A 16,756-nucleotide genomic window follows, 5' to 3' on the forward strand; every position below is an offset into this window, starting at 1 on the left:
AATGATTGATTTATCTTTTACAGATACAGCAAATTTTTGATTATCATCACCATTTAATAATTTTAAAATACTTGATGGAACTCTTGTTGCTTTCGAGTTTCCTCACTGTGCTAATGTGGTATATTCTTGTACTACTGATGGCATAATGTGCTCCTCCTATTTCATAGGATATCCTTTGTAGATACTTCTGTCAAGAAATTATGATAATCACTCTATTGCTTTAGATTTGAAGGCTAGAGGTGTCACCAAAGTCGAGGAAGCAATATCTAAACAGGAGTTGAAAGATATACTGGATAAGTATAAGCTACTTTTCGATTTAGCCTAGTTGCCTAGTCTAATTTTGTCAAAAAACGAAAAAAAATCTTTACAAAAAAATGAAATTATGCTAGACTGATAACATATTTATGAAAGGAGAATATAACAATGAACAACGTATTCACACAAAAAGTTAATAAAGCTCTCCTTTCTAGTCAGTCTCGTTAGTTTATTTTTTGTTGTAAAAAAAAACTAAAGGCCTATGGGAGGAGTTTGTCCATAGGTCTTTTTGTGTGTCTTGAAATCAATACCAAGAAAGAAAAATGATGTAGGTGGAGAAAATGTAGTAGATAGACTTTTTAGGTTAGAAAAAATAGTTAGTTTATATAAAGAAAAATATTTTGGGAGAAAATATGTTTAAGTTAGTTGGAAAATATATTAAAGACCACAAGTGGCTTTATGTCTTAGTAGGTCTTGTCTTGATTATTTACGATGCCAGTCTGGTGGTTCCAACTCAGATTATTCAACGATTGATTGATTTGATGACGACAGGAAGTCTGACAAAAAGTAATCTTTGGTTGAATATCGGGATTCTGGTTGGAGCCACAGTGGTAAGTTATGTGACAGCCTTCTTTTGGAGTTTGAAAATCTTTCAGCAGGCCAGTCGATTTAAGTTTGATTTGCAGCAAAATGCCTTTAAAAAATTAGTTTCCATGCGGACGCCATTTTACGAAAAATTCCGATCAGGCGATATGATGACTCGTTTCTCTTCTGATGTGGAGATGTTACAAGATTTGGTGGGCTATGGTTTAATGACGGTCTTGTATGCCGGTGGGATGCTACTCTTTATCATTCCAGTCATGTTTGCCATGTCTTGGCAGATTACTTTTGCTGCCCTCTTACCAGTCATTATCTTATCATCAGCCATTTATTTTATCAGTAGGAAAACAGATAGCCTTTTTGATGATAATCGTGAGGCGGTGGCAAATCTGAGTAATGAGGTGGTGGAGGCCATCGAGGGTGTTCGTGTCATGCGTGCTTACAGTCGTAAGGATTTGCAGGCGACCCGTTTTCGTCAGAAAACACAGGATTTGGTTGACCGAGAAAATCGCTTGGTGCGCGTCACGGCACTTTACAACCCTATCTATACCCTCATGTTTGGAGCAACGACTTTGGTTACCCTGCTTTTAGGAACAACATTTGTTGCAGATGGCAGTATGACGGTTGGTCAAGTGTTAGCCATGCAGCTTTATACGGTCTCATTGACAGAACCGATTTCCATGCTTTCAGAGCTTGTTTTGGTTTACCAGACAGGACGGACCTCTTTCGAGAAATTACAGGGCTTGATTGAGACCAGTGATGATATGGAAGCTGATGGTGAGTTAGAAGCGCAAGCCTTTGAAGTGGCTCACTTTAAAGATTACAGTTTTACCTATCCTCAGGCAACACATGCTAGCCTTAACAGCGTCAGCTTTTCCCTTAAAAAAGGACAGACGCTTGGTATTGTCGGCAAGACTGGGTCAGGTAAGACGACTCTGGTGCGCCAGTTTCTCCGTCAATACCCTGTTGGTTCTGGTGGTTTTGGGTTAAATGGCAGAGCAATCACTGAGTACGCTCGGAAAAGTGTAGAGGGGCTGATTGGCTATGTGCCACAGGAACACATCCTCTTTTCACGGTCTGTTGGTGAAAACATTGCTATGGGGAAACCGAATGCTGATGAGAATGCCATTCATCAGGCTATTGAAACAGCAGCCTTTACAGAGGATTTGGAGCGTATGTCAAATGGCCTAGCCACAACCATTGGTGAACGTGGGGTGTCTATATCAGGTGGTCAGAAGCAACGGATTTCCCTAGCGCGTGCCTTTATCAAGGACCCAGAACTCTTGATTTTAGATGATTCATTATCAGCTGTTGATGCGAGAACGGAGAAAAAAATCATTCAAAATATCCAGAAAGAGCGTGCTGGTAAGACTAATATTATCGTTACCCACCGATTATCTGCGGTACAACATGCTGACTGGGTGTTGGTTCTGGAAGATGGTCGTATTGTCGAAGAGGGGACCCCAGATGACCTTATTCAATTAGGTGGCTGGTATTTTGAACAATACCAACGTCAGCAAGCACAAGGGATAGAAGAGGAGGTGTAAAATGAAGACGATATTAAACTTAATGAAGCAATTAACCGTTGTGAAAGGTCTTTTTGCACTTGGTGTTGTTATGCTTTTGCTAGCAACAGCGGTCAGTCAATTATCACCCCTAGTTTTGCAACAAGTCATTGATAGTAGTTTAACAGTTCTTGACCAAGGTAAGGTTATCAACCAAGCGCTTTTTATGAAGTATATGGCCCTCTATGCTGGTCTTACAGTATTGTCGTTATTTCTTTACTATTTTAACCGATACATTTTTAGTCGCTGTGCCTTTTTAGTGACGGCTCACTTGCGTAATCAAGCTTTTGATAAAATGCAGCGGCTACCGATTTCTTATTTCGATGATAAGCCTGCTGGGAAAATCGCGACACGGATTGTCAATGATACCGAAACGCTACGCAATCAATTCTATAGCAATCTGTTGACCATGATTTTTCTCAATATCATTCGGATTATTGCCATCTACGTGATTTTAATTCGATTGGATGTGACGATTGGTCTTTACATGCTTATTTTAATTCCTCTTTTTTATGGGTTACAGGTGTTGTATGGGCGAGCGACTAATAAACCGATGAAGGATTTCTATGATGCCCGAAGTGAGGTCAATACTCAGGTCAACGAAACGATGAACGGAGCGAGTCTCATTCAACTTTACCACCAGGAAGAAAAGGTTTTGGAAGATTTTAACAAGACTTCTGGGAAAATGTTGGCGGCAGATAATCGCATGCATCTGGTCAATTCAACAGCGTCCTGGACACTGACAGAATTTGCCAAGTACATGGTGATTTCAGGTGTTCTAACAGTGGTTGGCTATCAATTTTTAGGTGGAAATCTAGGAGTCACCCCTGGTCGTCTCTTTGTCTATATCAACTATATTACGACATTATTTGATTTGTTGGGAATGTTGGTGAGACAGCTACCCAACATCCATCGTTCACTGGAGACAGGACGCCGTGTCCTTGATTTATTGGAAGAACAAGAAGAAGCAGATGGTGACGCTCAGCTATTTGTCCAAGAGGGGGACGTCGTCTTTGACCATGTAACCTTTGCTTATGAGGAAGGAAAAGCGGTGCTTCGTGATATTGCCATTCATGCTAAGGCGGGTGAGACAGTTGCCTTGGTTGGGCATACAGGTTCAGGAAAATCGTCTATCATGAATCTCCTCTATCGTTTTTATGACCCACAAGAAGGAAAGGTTCTGATTGACGGACAGGATATTCGTCATTTTTCACGTGAAAGTCTCAGGAGCTATATGGGAATTGTGTTGCAGGATCCGTATCTTTTCACAGGAACCATTGCTAGTAATGTGTCCATGGAAAATAAAGGGTTATCTGATGAAGCGATTTTAGCCAGTCTTGAAAAGGTTGGAGCAAAAGACATGGTGGAGCGATTAGATAAAGGTATCCACGAGCCAGTAGTTGAAAAAGGCTCTGCCTTCTCATCAGGAGAGCGTCAGTTGATTGCTTTTGCTAGAACCTTGATTACGGACCCTAAAATTTTAATTTTAGACGAAGCAACCTCGCACATTGATACCGAGACAGAAGAAGTCATTCAACGTGCAATGCATATCGTTAAAGAAGGACGGACAACCTTTATTATCGCCCACCGGCTTTCAACCATTCAAAATGCAGACCAAATTCTTGTCTTGGATGCAGGTCAGATTATTGAACGTGGAACCCATGCCGAGCTCTTGGCACTAGGTGGCCGTTATGCTGAAATGCATAAAATCCAGCAAAGAGTATCAGTTTAATCCATTTATTATAGAAGCAGATTCCACCAATGGGGTCTGTTTTTTTGATTGTTATAAAATTATAATTTTGATTTTTAACGAGTAATATTCTAAACTGAAGTGCTATGTCAATAAACCTAATCCTATATGAAAAGAGTATAATGCAAGTAGAAAGAGGTGAGTGAGAATGTTATCTCAAAATAGGGTATCTTTATTTCAAACTATTTTACAAATCATCTATTTAGTTGCGGTTATTTACTATTTATTTAACGGGGACATTCTTTTTGATTTTGTTATTATCGCTACTGGGATAGGAGCATTTTTCTCGCCTATCACTTACTTTGTACTTATCGGGGTCGGAGTTTTTACAGATTATAACATAAAGCCTAATACCATTTAATTTGATTTATGAATACAAGCACCTATTTGAGGTGTTTTTATTTTGTGATCAAAATTTAGAAATAAAAAACTCATGGCACACCTTTGGGTGAAATGCGGATTGATTTAGAGCCGGATAGTTGCAGTTTTACAGTTAGCAGGAGGACTAAAAGCTGAGGCTAAGGTATTAGATGAGATTTAAAAAAAGGTAACAACATGCTCTTATTATCAAATGAGCAAAAAACATTACTTAAAACCATGACGATGCAAGGAGAAGTTATTGAAAAGTTAAATACTAATTTTGATAAGATAGAACTGTGCTCTAAGTAAAAGCTATCAAGTGGCGATAATGCTATAATAACGTGTCACTATATTTAGAATTAAAAGCGGAAAGTTTCTATTTATGGACAAATTTGCTATAATAGTCGCAGATATGAGAACAAACCTAAAAGAAAGGTCAATGTAACCAATGAAAAAAATTCTTATTGTTGATGATGAAAAACCAATTTCAGACATCATTAAATTTAATTTATCGAAGGAAGGCTATGAAGTCGTTACGGCTTTCGATGGACGAGAAGCCCTTGCGCAATTTGCAGCGGAGGATCCTGACTTAATTATTTTGGATTTGATGTTGCCAGAGCTAGATGGACTTGAAGTTGCCAAAGAAGTGCGTAAAACAAGTCATATTCCTATTATCATGCTTTCTGCAAAAGATAGCGAGTTTGACAAGGTCATTGGATTGGAAATTGGTGCAGATGATTATGTGACCAAGCCCTTTTCAAATCGTGAATTGTTAGCACGTGTGAAAGCTCACTTGCGTCGTACAGAAAACATTGAACTTGCTCTTGCTGATGAAAATGCTTCGGAAAAATCGAGTCTTTTGAAAATTGGTGAGCTAGAAATTTTACCAGATGCTTATGTGGCACATAAGCGTGGTCAAGAACTGGAGTTGACTCACCGGGAGTTCGAATTATTATTCCACTTGGCGACTCATATTGGGCAAGTGATGACGCGTGAACATCTCCTAGAGACAGTTTGGGGCTACGATTACTTTGGAGATGTGCGTACTGTTGACGTAACCGTGCGACGTCTGCGTGAAAAAATTGAGGATATTCCTAGTCGTCCAGAGTACATCTTAACCCGCCGTGGTGTTGGCTATTATATGAAAGCATATGACTAATTTAACAGATAATTTAGGAATTTTTGAGAGTTTTCTTTTACTCCTTTTGGGAATAACGGCGACATATCTCTTGTACGGTGCCTATCGTGATTATAGGCAGGCAAAGATTATTCGTCAGTTGACTGAAAATGTTTACGCCCTGATTGATGGGGAGTATTCAGATATTTTGGACGTTGCAGCTGATTCGGATTTAGAAGATCTTGCCAATAGTCTCAGTGATTTGTCTGAGGTGGTTCGCTTGACTCACGGTAATTTATCACAGGAAAGAGACCGTCTTTCTAGCCTTTTAGCTTATATGACTGATGGGGTTTTAGCGACTGACCGTGGTGGTAAAATTGTCACGATTAATGAAACTGCTCAAAAACAGCTTAATTTAACTGCTGAGCAAGCCTTGAAGATGACCATCCTAGATATTCTTGGGAGTGATAATCCTTATTCTTACCATGATTTGGTTGTTAAAACACCGAATATTTTGATTAATCGCCGAAATGAATTTGGGGAATTCATGACGTTACGTTTTCGTTTTGCCTTAAACCGTCGAGAGTCTGGTTTTATTTCGGGATTAGTTGTGGTGTTGCACGATGTTACAGAACAAGAAAAAGAAGAGCGTGAACGTCGTCTTTTTGTATCAAATGTTAGTCACGAGTTGCGCACGCCATTAACTTCGGTAAAATCGTATTTAGAGGCTCTTGATGAAGGGGCTCTAAAAGATGATGTTGCTCCGCAATTTATCAAAGTATCCTTAGACGAGACTAACCGTATGATGCGTATGATTACTGACCTTCTTAACCTTTCTAGAATTGATAATGGTGCGGTGCAGTTAGAAGTAGAAATGACAAATTTTACAGCTTTTATGACGTCAATTTTGAATCGCTTTGATAAAGTTAAAAGTCAGCATACAACATCTGATAAGAATTTTGAGATTGTTCGTGACTATCCCTTGACATCTGTTTGGATGGAGATTGATAATGACAAAATGACACAGGTTATTGAAAATATTTTAAATAATGCAATCAAGTATTCACCTGATGGTGGGCAGATTAAGGTGAGTATGAAAACCACGGATAGTCAGTTAATTGTTTCTATTACAGACCAAGGATTAGGCATTCCTAAAAAGGATTTGCCGTTGATTTTTGACCGCTTTTATCGCGTTGATAAAGCCAGAAGTCGTGCTCAAGGTGGAACAGGTTTAGGTCTATCAATTGCTAAAGAAATTGTGAAACAACACCAAGGTTTCATTTGGGCTAAAAGTGAGGAAGGTAAGGGGTCAACCTTTACAATTGTTTTGCCTTATGACAAAGAAGTTCTAGAATTGGATGAATGGGAGGATTACGAAGACAATGGTGATGGAAAAGGGGTTTAAGTATAGTATCCTTGCTTCAGGTTCTAGCGGGAATTCCTTTTACTTAGAAACCCCAAAGAAACGTATTTTAGTCGATGCTGGTCTCTCTGGTAAGAAAATTGTGAGTTTACTTGATGAAATTGACCGAAAACCAGAGGATTTAGACGCTATTTTAGTAACACATGAGCATAAAGATCATATCCACGGTGTCGGTGTTTTAGCCCGTAAATATAATTTAGACGTTTATGCTAATAGTAAGACTTGGCAGGCCATGGACAAGATGCTAGGTAAACTGGATGTGAGTCAAAAGCATATTTTTGAGACAGGAAAGGTGCTTACATTTGACGATATAGATATCGAGAGTTTTGCTGTTAGTCACGATGCTGTAGCTCCGCAATTTTACCGTTTCATGAAAGATGACAAGAGTTTTGTCATGTTGACAGATACGGGTTATGTTTCCGATCGGATGTCAGGGATTATTGAAAATGCTGACGCCTATCTCATTGAAGCCAACCATGATATTGAAATATTGAGAGCAGGCTCATATCCTTGGTCAACAAAGCAGCGCATCTTATCAGATTATGGGCATTTATCAAATGAAGCTGGAGCACAGGCCATGATTGATAGTCTGGGTAACAGAACGCAAAAAATTTATCTGGGGCATTTATCTAAAGAAAATAACATCAAAGAATTAGCTCACCTGACTGTTAAAAATAATCTTGCACAGGCAGATATTGATGTTGAACGTACGGTTAAAATTTTAGATACTTCTCCAGATACTGCAACTCCGTTGACTCAGATTTAGATTTTTTGCACGATATAACTAATTGAGGATTGGATATTTTAGATTCCATCCTCTTTTACTTAGAAAAGCGTAAAAACAAAATGACCTCTGGATAACTATATTTAAACTATTTTTGGTATAATTGTTAAAGTATACAAATGTGATTATTGAGTGATTAACTTCCAAACGTATCATTATTTGTTTTTAAGAAGATAGTATGATAAAAGTAAAACTTGATAGGGATAACAACTGACGATAGTGTCACTATAGATTTGAAAGAAAGGAAGAGCGTTGACAGATTATTTATCGGTCACTAATTTGACCAAATATCTTAAAATGAAGATTGACCGTGACCCTTATTTGGAGCGAGTCTACTTGACAGGTCAGGTCTCTAACTTTCGTAGACGACCAAATCACCAGTATTTTTCCCTCAAGGATGAGGGTGCAGTTATTCAAGCGACCATGTGGGGCGGTATTTACAAAAAACTTGGCTTTGACCTTGAAGAAGGCATGAAAGTCAATGTTATTGGTCGCATTGAACTTTATCCGCCAAGCGGCTCTTACTCCATTATTATTGAAAAGGCAGAGCCGGATGGTGTTGGTGCTTTAGCTGTTCAATTTGAGCAACTCAAGAAAAAATTATCTGAAGCTGGCTATTTTGATGATCGCCATAAACAAGCTCTGCCACAATTTGTCAAAAAAATTGGTGTCATTACCAGTCCAAGTGGTGCTGTGATCCGAGATATCATTACGACAGTAAGCAGACGGTTTCCAGGTGTTGAGATTTTACTTTTTCCAACCAAGGTTCAAGGGGAGGGAAGTGCTCATGAAGTGGCAACAAATATTGCTAAGGCAAATGAACGAAGTGACCTTGACTTGCTGATTGTTGGTCGTGGTGGTGGCTCTATTGAAGATCTCTGGTCTTTCAATGAAGAGATCGTCGTTCAAGCGATTTTTGAGTCCAGATTGCCAGTGATATCTTCTGTGGGCCACGAGACTGATACGACTTTGGCAGACTTTGTCGCCGATCGCAGAGCAGCTACTCCAACAGCAGCAGCCGAGCTAGCAACCCCTGTAACAAAATCGGATATTGTGTCATGGCTTGCAGAGCGACAAAATAGGGCTTATCAAGCGACACTACGGCGTATTCAATTTAATCAGGAGCGTGTGTTAAAACTGTCAAACTCTGTTATTTTCAGACAGCCAGAACGTCTTTATGACGGCTATGTGCAGAAATTGGATAAATTAACGACGAGATTAGTCACAAAAACTGAAAATCAATTGAACCAAGCTCAGCAGAAATCAGCTTTGATAAACCAGCGTTTATTGGCGGTGGACTTGAAAGGTAGACTCACCAGTTATTATGAGCGCTTGGCCGTTCAGGAACGACTTCTCAAGTCTCACATGACCAACCAGTACGATAGCAAGTTATCTCGATTTGAAAAGGCACAAGATGCGCTTTTGTCACTGGATACCAATAGAATTATTGCGCGTGGCTATGCAATGGTTCAAAAAAATCATCAGATAGTTGCGAGTAGTAAGGAAGTTAGTAAAGGTGATACCCTTAATGTTCTCATGAAAGATGGGCAGCTGGAAGTTGAGGTTGTTGATATTGTCTAAGATTCATTTAGAAAGATATGACATCAATAGCCATGGAGACCTATCGGATTATCAGCTTTGTGATACGACCTTTACAGCTCATCCAAGAGAGGCAATTGAAGACTGTTTAATGGAGTCGTCACGTCAACCTGTTATCGTGCTTAATGAAAATCAGATCGTGGGTTATTTTACCTTGCATTTTGAGGGTGGTCCGGAAACTTACGGATATGACAGCACTAAGCGAGTGCTTTTAAGAGCGTTGTCCATTGATGATAGATACCGTCGTAAGGGTTACAGCAGTCAGGCCATGTTACTGATTTTCGATTTTATTGAAGATGTTTTAGGTAGGGTGTGTGACAGTCTTATATTAGCCGTCAATGTAGCTAATATCCCAGCTCAAGCGATGTATGAGCAGTTAGGATTTAAACGATTGCGGGAAGATTTTCCAGGTCGATTTGGAAACTTAATCATTATGGAAAAGGATAATGATTAAGGATTTCGATAGAATTATTAGAAAGGAAATGTCAGTTTAGTATTCTAAACTGACTGTGGGTAGGTTTTTCAATGATGAAATACCATATGTGCTTAATGCGATGTGTTATGGATTTCATTTTATTGACGATATCCGAAATTGTAAATAATGCCAAGCAAGAAAAAAACATTTGAAGAAAATTTACAAGAATTAGAAGCTATTGTGGCCAAGCTAGAAAATGGTGATGTCGCCTTGGAAGAGGCTATCGCCGAGTTTCAAAAAGGAATGGTCTTGTCAAAGGATTTACAACAGACGCTTGCTCAGGCTGAAAAAACCTTGGTCAAGGTCATGCAGGCTGATGGTTCAGAAAAGGAATTTGATGCCTAATGGATAAGTTGCAAGGCATAGATCAGGCGATTTATCGCTATTACCGTAGTCGAAAGGTTATTTCAGAAGAGTTGATTGCCAGTATTCTTTACTCGATTGATTCTGGCGGGAAGAGAATTCGTCCCTTAATCATGCTAGAAATCCTAGAAGGTTTTGGAGTTAAGTTAAATGACAGTCATTTTGATGTGGCGGCAGCTGTTGAGATGATTCACACGGGTTCCCTCATCCATGATGACCTACCAGCTATGGATAATGACGATTACCGTCGAGGTAGACTAACCAATCATAAAAAGTTTAATGAAGCGACAGCTATCTTGGCAGGCGATTCTCTTTTTTTGGATCCCTTTGGTTTGATTGCGGAGACAAATTTATCTGCTGAGATTAAGATTCAATTGGTTTCGGAGTTGTCCTATAGTTCAGGAACCTTTGGTATGGTTGGTGGGCAAATGCTAGATATGTTAGGTGAGGAGGCGCAGCTTTCTTTAGAAGACCTACAAACGATTCATGCTAATAAAACGGGAAAATTATTGGCTTTTCCTTTTGTAGCAGCTGGGATAATAGCAGAGCAGTCAAGCGTTGTTGTGACTGATTTACAGACAGCGGGTGAGTTAATTGGTCTTGCTTTTCAAGTCCGTGATGACATTTTAGACGTGACGGCGACGTTTGAGGAAATCGGTAAGACACCGCAAAAAGACTTGTTGGCTGAAAAATCTACCTACCCAGCCCTTCTAGGTTTAGAAAAATCTTATGCGATTTTAAATGAGAGTCTGGAGAAAGCGCAAGCCATTTTCCAAAAACTCCAAGAAAATCAAGGATTTAATCCACAAAATATCCAAGAAATAATAGAAAGGTTGCGACTTCATGCCTAAGGAAAGAGTAGATGTCCTAGCGCACAAACAAGGACTTTTTGAGACGCGAGAACAGGCCAAGCGTGGTGTTATGGCAGGTCTTGTGGTCAATGTCATCAATGGTGAGCGCTATGATAAACCCGGTGAAAAAATTGATGATAGCACTGAGTTAAAACTCAAAGGTGAAAAGCTCAAGTATGTCAGTCGGGGCGGTTTGAAACTTGAGAAGGCGCTTGACGTTTTTGGTATTTCAGTTGAAGGTGCAACAACCATTGATATTGGTGCGTCGACAGGTGGTTTTACGGATGTCATGCTTCAAAGCGGTGCGAAATTGGTTTACGCAGTAGATGTTGGTACCAATCAATTGGTCTGGAAATTGCGTAATGATGAGCGCGTGCGTTCTATGGAGCAATACAATTTCCGTTATGCTGAATTGTCTGATTTCACAGAAGGGCAACCGACTTTTGCGTCAATAGATGTCAGTTTCATATCATTGAATTTGATTTTACCGGCTCTTCATAAAGTATTAGCAGAAGGTGGTCAAGTGGTTGCTCTTATTAAACCTCAATTTGAAGCAGGACGTGAACAAATTGGTAAAAATGGGATTATCAAGGATCAGACGGTTCACGAAAAAGTTTTAGGAACAGTGACACATTTTGCCGTTAATTACGGATTTACTGTTAAAGGCCTTGATTTTTCACCGATCCAAGGTGGTCATGGCAATATTGAATTTTTAGCCCATTTGGAAAAAGCTGCTGACGCAAACAATCTTGTTAGCTCAGCCATTTCTCAAGTGGTTATACAAGCACATGATGCTTTTAAAGCATCCCTATAAATGAAGAAAGGAATATTTAGTCAAAAACACTGACTAAATCAGAGCTAAGTGCATTGAAAATGGTGATAGATTTATAAAACTCATCTTTTTCTCTGGCTATAAAGCTCTGCAAATGATACTTATGAAAAAAAATGAACGTTTAGAATTAATTAAAAAAATTATTTTATCGAATGAAATTGAAACACAGCATGAATTGTTATCTTTTTTAGAAAAAGAAGGTTTGACACCGACTCAAGCTACCATTTCACGTGATATGAATGAAATTGGTATCGTCAAAGTACCATCAAAATCAGGACGTTACGTTTATGGATTATCAACGAGCAAGGCAGCAGTCATTGTTCCTCAACCGTTAAACTTATCTGCTATTATTTTAGAAATTTCACGTTTGAAAAACATGCTCAATATTGAGGTTGTTCCAGGTAATAGCCGTTTATTGAAACGCCATATTTTAAATGAATTTTCAGATCAAATTTTTAGCTTGGTTGCTGATGATGATAGCCTTCTTCTCGTTGCTCCAACGGATGCTACGGCAGAAGCTCTTCAAAAACGTATTAGCAGCTGGACTTAATCAAATAAGGAGTGGCTATGTTATTAGAAATTGCCATCAGAAACTTTGCCATCATTGAAGAAATTTCGCTCAATTTTGAGAAGGGAATGACCGTGCTGACTGGTGAGACAGGGGCAGGGAAATCCATCATTATTGATGCCATGAATCTGATGTTAGGTTCTCGTGCTAGCACAGAAGTCATCCGTTATGGAGCGCCAAAAGCAGAGATAGAAGGTCTCTTTTCAGTGGACCAAAATACTGCACTAACACAACTCTTAGAAGATAATGGGATTGAAGTGACCGATGAACTCATTATCCGCCGTGAGATTTTGCAAAATGGCCGTAGCATTAGCCGTATCAATGGTTCCTTAGTTAATTTGACGACACTTAAGGCTGTTGGGCAACATTTGGTGGACATTCATGGTCAACATGACCAAGAAGAATTGATGAAACCAGCCTTACATGGTCACTTGCTAGATGCTTTTGGCGATGATGAGTTTGTGGCGCTCAAAAAATCCTACCAAGAGATTTTTGATCGCTATAAAACTTTGCGTAAGGCAGTTGTGACTAAACAAAAAAATGAGCAGGAGCACAAGGCGCGCATTGAGATGTTAGAGTTTCAATTGGCTGAACTTGAAGCTGCCAATCTTGTCTCTGGCGAGGATCAAGCGCTCAATCAAGAACGCGATAAACTGCTCAATCATAAAAACATTGCAGACACATTGACCAATGCCTTTGTCATGTTAGATAATGATGACTTTTCCAGCCTGTCTAACGTCCGTTCAGCAATGAATGATTTGATGAGTTTGGAAGAATTTGACTTGGAATACAAGGAGCTTTCTAGCAGTCTTTCGGAAGCCTATTACGTTATGGAAGAAGTGACTAAGCGTCTTGGAACCATTATTGATGATTTGGATTTTGATGCCGGTCGCTTACAGGCAATTGAACAACGTTTAGATGTGATATACAGCATCACTAGAAAATACGGTGGCTCAGTTGATGATGTCTTAGATTATTTGGCTAATATTAGTTCAGAGTATAGTCTTTTAACTGGTCAAGGGCAATCTTCAGATGACATGGAACGTGAACTTAAGGTGCTAGAAAAAGAGTTGGTCTCAACAGCGGCACAATTGAGCCAAGAAAGACATACTCTAGCAGTTGCTCTCCAAGATGAAATCAAGTCAGAACTTAAAGACCTTTATATGGAAAAAGCGGAGTTTCAGGTCCAATTTATCAAAAGTAAATTTAATCGCGAAGGAAATGAAACTGTCGAATTTTACATTTCAACAAATCCTGGTGAAGGGTTCAAGCCTTTGGTTAAGGTTGCGTCTGGTGGAGAATTATCTCGTCTCATGCTAGCCATAAAATCAGCCTTTTCAAGAAGAGAAGATAAGACAAGTATTGTATTTGATGAAGTAGACACAGGGGTGTCAGGTCGTGTTGCGCAGGCTATTGCCCAAAAAATTCATAAAATTGGTCGCCACGGTCAAGTTTTGGCGATTTCCCATCTCCCACAGGTGATTGCTATCGCTGATTATCAGTTCTTTATTGAAAAGCAGAGCGATGATACCAAGACTGTTTCAACAGTGCGTCTACTGACGCCAGAAGAACGTGTTGAAGAAATCGCTAAAATGTTAGCAGGAGATGATGTGACAGAAACTGCTCGCATTCAAGCAAGAGAATTATTAAAACTTTAGAAAACTAAAAGAGGTTGAATTGTTTAGACCTCTTTTATCAATTTTCTGAGCAATTTTGCTATAATATTACCATTAAGATTAAAAAGGATAACGTGTACAAGTGTTCTAAAACTCAAGAACTAAGGTTACTGTCAGCTCAATGAATGTAAGATTTCGTGACCTAGTTAGTTTCTGATTGTGATAGCATATAAGAACATTTAAAATCACACGTTTTTGGTATGATATATTATGATTAAAATTTTGACAGATTCGTCGGTTACTATTGAGCCAGAGTTAATCAAGGAATTAGATATTACTGTTGTTCCCTTATCTGTCATGGTGGATGGAACACTTTATTCTGATGCTGAACTCAAAGAGGTCAGTAAATTTCGCTCTCTAATGAGAGGTAGCAAAGAACTTCCTAAAACCAGCCAGCCGCCAGTTGGTCTATTTTCTGAGACTTACGAGTCATTGGTTAAAGGCGGGGCAGACCATATTATTGCCATTCACCTCACTCATTCCCTATCGGGGACCTTAGAAGCTTCACGCCAAGGAGCAAACATCGCAGAAGCTCCAGTGACGATCGTGGATTCAACCTTCACTGACCAAGCTATGAAATTCCAAGTTGTTGAAGCAGCTAAGTTAGCCAAGGCAGGGGCGGACCTAGAGACGGTATTAGCTCGTATTGAAGAAGTACGAACGAAGTCTGAGCTCTTTATTGGAGTTTCAACCTTAGAAAATTTGGTTAAAGGTGGTCGTATAGGACGTGTGACAGGGATGCTGAGTTCATTACTCAATATTAAGGTCATTATGGAACTTAAAAATCATGAGCTCACTCCAATCGTTAAAGGGCGTGGGACAAAGACTTTTACCAAATGGCTAGAAAACTGGAAATCACAGATTGCTTCTCGAAAAATCGCTGAAATTGGGATCTCGTACTCGGGGACGATTGATTTGGCACAATCCCTAAAAGAAGAACTTTTAGAGGTCGTTGATGCCTCAAAAATTTCGGTTCTAGAAACAGGTTCAATCATCCAAACGCATACAGGGGAAGGGGCATTTGCCGTCATGGTGCGCTATGAATAAAAGACGATTGTTGTTGGGAGTTATAGGTTTTCTATTATCTTACCTCTTTTTCTTGGCTCTCTTTAATGTAATCGTCCCAAAATCAGACAGTAAGTTAACCAAAAAAGATTTTCTATCCCAAAAAGTTGAAACTTTTTCTTATGTCGCTATTGGTGACTCACTTACTGAAGGAGTAGGAGATACAACAGGTCAGGGTGGCTTTATTCCTTTACTAGGAAATAATCTAAATGCAACATATGGTTATGAAATTAATAGCCAAAATTACGGCGTTGCTGGAAATACAAGTAACCAGATTTTAAAACGCATGAAAGACGATGAAGACATCAAAGAAAGTTTGGAAAAAGCTGATTTAATGACCTTGACAGTTGGTGGTAACGACGTCATGGCTGTCATTCGAAAGAATTTAGCTGATTTAGATGTAGACACCTTTAAAAAACCAGCTAAGGATTACCAAAAACGTCTGAGAAAGATTATTGAATTAGCTAGAGAGGATAATAAGAATCTCCCAATCTATATTTTAGGTATTTATAATCCCTTTTATCTGAATTTTCCTGAAGTGACAGAAATGCAAACTGTCGTGGAAAATTGGAATAAGGCTACTCAAAAGGTGACAAAAGAATACCAAAATGTTTATTTTGTTCCTATTAATGATCTCCTTTATAAAGGAATTAATGGTGAAGAAGGTATTGTTCAAACATCTGGAAAACAGACAACTGTTATCAACGATGCCCTTTTTGCTGATGATCTTTTTCATCCCAATAATACAGGTTACCAGCTAATGGCAGATGCCGTGACGGAGGAAATTCGTGAAACAAAGAAAAAATGGAAATAAGAGACGCATTAATGGTTGGAAGTGGGCGTTTATTTTGCTTCTATCAGCACAGTTTGCCCTATTTTCGGTGATTGCTAGTCGTTTAATCGAAATTCGTGAGCCAGTAACAGAGTCAGTTTCGACTAAGTCAAAAGATAAGAGTATTAGCATCGGAACAATCACGACTACTAAAGAGCAGCTAAATGCCACACTGGCTTCATATCTATCTGATTTAAAGGCTAAAAATTTGACCTTTGAATTTTATGCTAGCTCAACCACCATGCTTTTTGAGGGAGCTTATACTTTCTTGGGATATGAAGTGCCACTCTATATTTATTTTGAACCTTATGTTTCAGAAAATGGAGCAGTGCAGTTGAAATTGACTTCTTTCTCTGCTGGAACCCTATCATTGCCAGAAGGGGAGGTCCTAAAATACCTCAAGAAAGCCTATAAATTCCCTGAATTGGTAACGGTTGATACTGAAAATTCTCTCATCACAATTGATGTGACAAAAATCAAAAATTCTCAAGACATTTATGTCAAAGCTAAAAAAATTGATTTGAAAAATGACGTCATCACTTTCGAAATTTACAAGAAAAATGGAAAATAAGCACTTCAAAACTTGAAAAGAGCTTACATTTATGCTATAATTTACGATTGTAAGGGTTATCAATCGATAA

15 protein-coding genes are annotated in these 16,756 nt (G+C 39.0%); all 15 read left to right on the forward strand.

Features of this window, described 5'->3' with window-relative positions; genetic code table 11:
- The first annotated feature begins 668 nt into the window (after positions 1-668).
- The 15 genes from AB6M99_RS04525 to AB6M99_RS04595 all read left to right on the forward strand — a co-directional run bounded on the left by AB6M99_RS04525 (position 669) and on the right by AB6M99_RS04595 (position 16,686).
- Positions 669-2,402: an ABC transporter ATP-binding protein gene (locus AB6M99_RS04525; RefSeq protein ID WP_121834406.1), complete on the forward strand. Its 1,734-nt coding sequence runs from the start codon at positions 669-671 to the stop codon at positions 2,400-2,402.
- A 1-nt stretch (position 2,403) separates the two neighbouring features.
- The gene (locus tag AB6M99_RS04530; protein ID WP_369351136.1) at positions 2,404-4,152 is read left to right on the forward strand and encodes an ABC transporter ATP-binding protein; all 1,749 of its coding nucleotides are present in this window, start codon (positions 2,404-2,406) and stop codon (positions 4,150-4,152) included.
- A gap of 826 nt (positions 4,153-4,978) precedes the next feature.
- Entirely contained in the window at positions 4,979-5,689 is a 711-nt protein-coding gene (yycF, locus tag AB6M99_RS04535; RefSeq protein WP_369351137.1) for a response regulator YycF, read from the forward strand.
- Entirely contained in the window at positions 5,682-7,052 is a 1,371-nt protein-coding gene (gene vicK / locus AB6M99_RS04540; protein ID WP_121834410.1) for a cell wall metabolism sensor histidine kinase VicK, read from the forward strand. The genes yycF and vicK overlap by 8 nt, the downstream gene beginning before the upstream one ends.
- Entirely contained in the window at positions 7,033-7,836 is an 804-nt protein-coding gene (locus AB6M99_RS04545) for an MBL fold metallo-hydrolase (RefSeq protein WP_245962669.1), read from the forward strand. The genes vicK and AB6M99_RS04545 overlap by 20 nt, the downstream gene beginning before the upstream one ends.
- A gap of 270 nt (positions 7,837-8,106) precedes the next feature.
- A complete protein-coding gene (gene xseA, locus AB6M99_RS04550; protein WP_121834411.1) occupies positions 8,107-9,435 on the forward strand; it encodes an exodeoxyribonuclease VII large subunit in 1,329 nt (442 codons plus the stop codon).
- The gene (locus AB6M99_RS04555) at positions 9,428-9,907 is read left to right on the forward strand and encodes a GNAT family N-acetyltransferase (RefSeq protein ID WP_183121631.1); all 480 of its coding nucleotides are present in this window, start codon (positions 9,428-9,430) and stop codon (positions 9,905-9,907) included. The genes xseA and AB6M99_RS04555 overlap by 8 nt, the downstream gene beginning before the upstream one ends.
- A gap of 147 nt (positions 9,908-10,054) precedes the next feature.
- Positions 10,055-10,273 carry an exodeoxyribonuclease VII small subunit gene (locus AB6M99_RS04560; protein ID WP_121834413.1) on the forward strand — a complete coding sequence of 73 codons (219 nt, stop codon included), beginning with the start codon at positions 10,055-10,057 and terminating at the stop codon, positions 10,271-10,273.
- A complete protein-coding gene (locus tag AB6M99_RS04565) occupies positions 10,273-11,142 on the forward strand; it encodes a polyprenyl synthetase family protein (RefSeq protein ID WP_121834414.1) in 870 nt (289 codons plus the stop codon). The genes AB6M99_RS04560 and AB6M99_RS04565 overlap by 1 nt, the downstream gene beginning before the upstream one ends.
- Positions 11,135-11,956: a TlyA family RNA methyltransferase gene (locus tag AB6M99_RS04570; protein ID WP_121834415.1), complete on the forward strand. Its 822-nt coding sequence runs from the start codon at positions 11,135-11,137 to the stop codon at positions 11,954-11,956. The genes AB6M99_RS04565 and AB6M99_RS04570 overlap by 8 nt, the downstream gene beginning before the upstream one ends.
- Before the next feature lie 121 nt (positions 11,957-12,077).
- Complete coding sequence (locus AB6M99_RS04575) at positions 12,078-12,524, forward strand: arginine repressor (protein WP_121834416.1); 447 nt, start codon at positions 12,078-12,080, stop codon at positions 12,522-12,524.
- 17 nt (positions 12,525-12,541) lie between these two features.
- Positions 12,542-14,200, forward strand: coding sequence for a DNA repair protein RecN (gene recN, locus AB6M99_RS04580; RefSeq protein ID WP_121834417.1), 1,659 nt, complete (start codon positions 12,542-12,544; stop codon positions 14,198-14,200).
- Positions 14,201-14,428: 228 nt separating this feature from the next.
- Positions 14,429-15,265: a DegV family protein gene (locus AB6M99_RS04585; RefSeq protein ID WP_369351138.1), complete on the forward strand. Its 837-nt coding sequence runs from the start codon at positions 14,429-14,431 to the stop codon at positions 15,263-15,265.
- Positions 15,258-16,097, forward strand: coding sequence for an SGNH/GDSL hydrolase family protein (locus AB6M99_RS04590; protein ID WP_121834419.1), 840 nt, complete (start codon positions 15,258-15,260; stop codon positions 16,095-16,097). Before AB6M99_RS04585 ends, AB6M99_RS04590 begins: the two co-directional genes overlap by 8 nt.
- Complete coding sequence (locus AB6M99_RS04595; protein WP_121834420.1) at positions 16,072-16,686, forward strand: YpmS family protein; 615 nt, start codon at positions 16,072-16,074, stop codon at positions 16,684-16,686. Before AB6M99_RS04590 ends, AB6M99_RS04595 begins: the two co-directional genes overlap by 26 nt.
- The last annotated feature ends 70 nt before the right edge of the window (positions 16,687-16,756 follow it).

This window comes from Streptococcus hillyeri, assembly GCF_041081565.1.
GTDB lineage: Bacteria > Bacillota > Bacilli > Lactobacillales > Streptococcaceae > Streptococcus > Streptococcus hillyeri.

Bases quoted from the DNA above. Each gene is read 5' to 3' on its own strand.
- AB6M99_RS04530 (WP_369351136.1), top strand. From the start codon at position 2,404: ATGAAGACGATATTAAACTTAATGAAGCAATTAACCGTTGTGAAAGGT.
- yycF (WP_369351137.1), top strand. From the start codon at position 4,979: ATGAAAAAAATTCTTATTGTTGATGATGAAAAACCAATTTCAGACATC.
- AB6M99_RS04585 (WP_369351138.1), top strand. From the start codon at position 14,429: ATGATTAAAATTTTGACAGATTCGTCGGTTACTATTGAGCCAGAGTTA.
- AB6M99_RS04565 (WP_121834414.1), top strand. From the start codon at position 10,273: ATGGATAAGTTGCAAGGCATAGATCAGGCGATTTATCGCTATTACCGT.
- AB6M99_RS04590 (WP_121834419.1), top strand. From the start codon at position 15,258: ATGAATAAAAGACGATTGTTGTTGGGAGTTATAGGTTTTCTATTATCT.
- recN (WP_121834417.1), top strand. From the start codon at position 12,542: ATGTTATTAGAAATTGCCATCAGAAACTTTGCCATCATTGAAGAAATT.
- AB6M99_RS04525 (WP_121834406.1), top strand. From the start codon at position 669: ATGTTTAAGTTAGTTGGAAAATATATTAAAGACCACAAGTGGCTTTAT.
- vicK (WP_121834410.1), top strand. From the start codon at position 5,682: ATGACTAATTTAACAGATAATTTAGGAATTTTTGAGAGTTTTCTTTTA.
- AB6M99_RS04575 (WP_121834416.1), top strand. From the start codon at position 12,078: ATGAAAAAAAATGAACGTTTAGAATTAATTAAAAAAATTATTTTATCG.
- AB6M99_RS04570 (WP_121834415.1), top strand. From the start codon at position 11,135: ATGCCTAAGGAAAGAGTAGATGTCCTAGCGCACAAACAAGGACTTTTT.
- AB6M99_RS04560 (WP_121834413.1), top strand. From the start codon at position 10,055: ATGCCAAGCAAGAAAAAAACATTTGAAGAAAATTTACAAGAATTAGAA.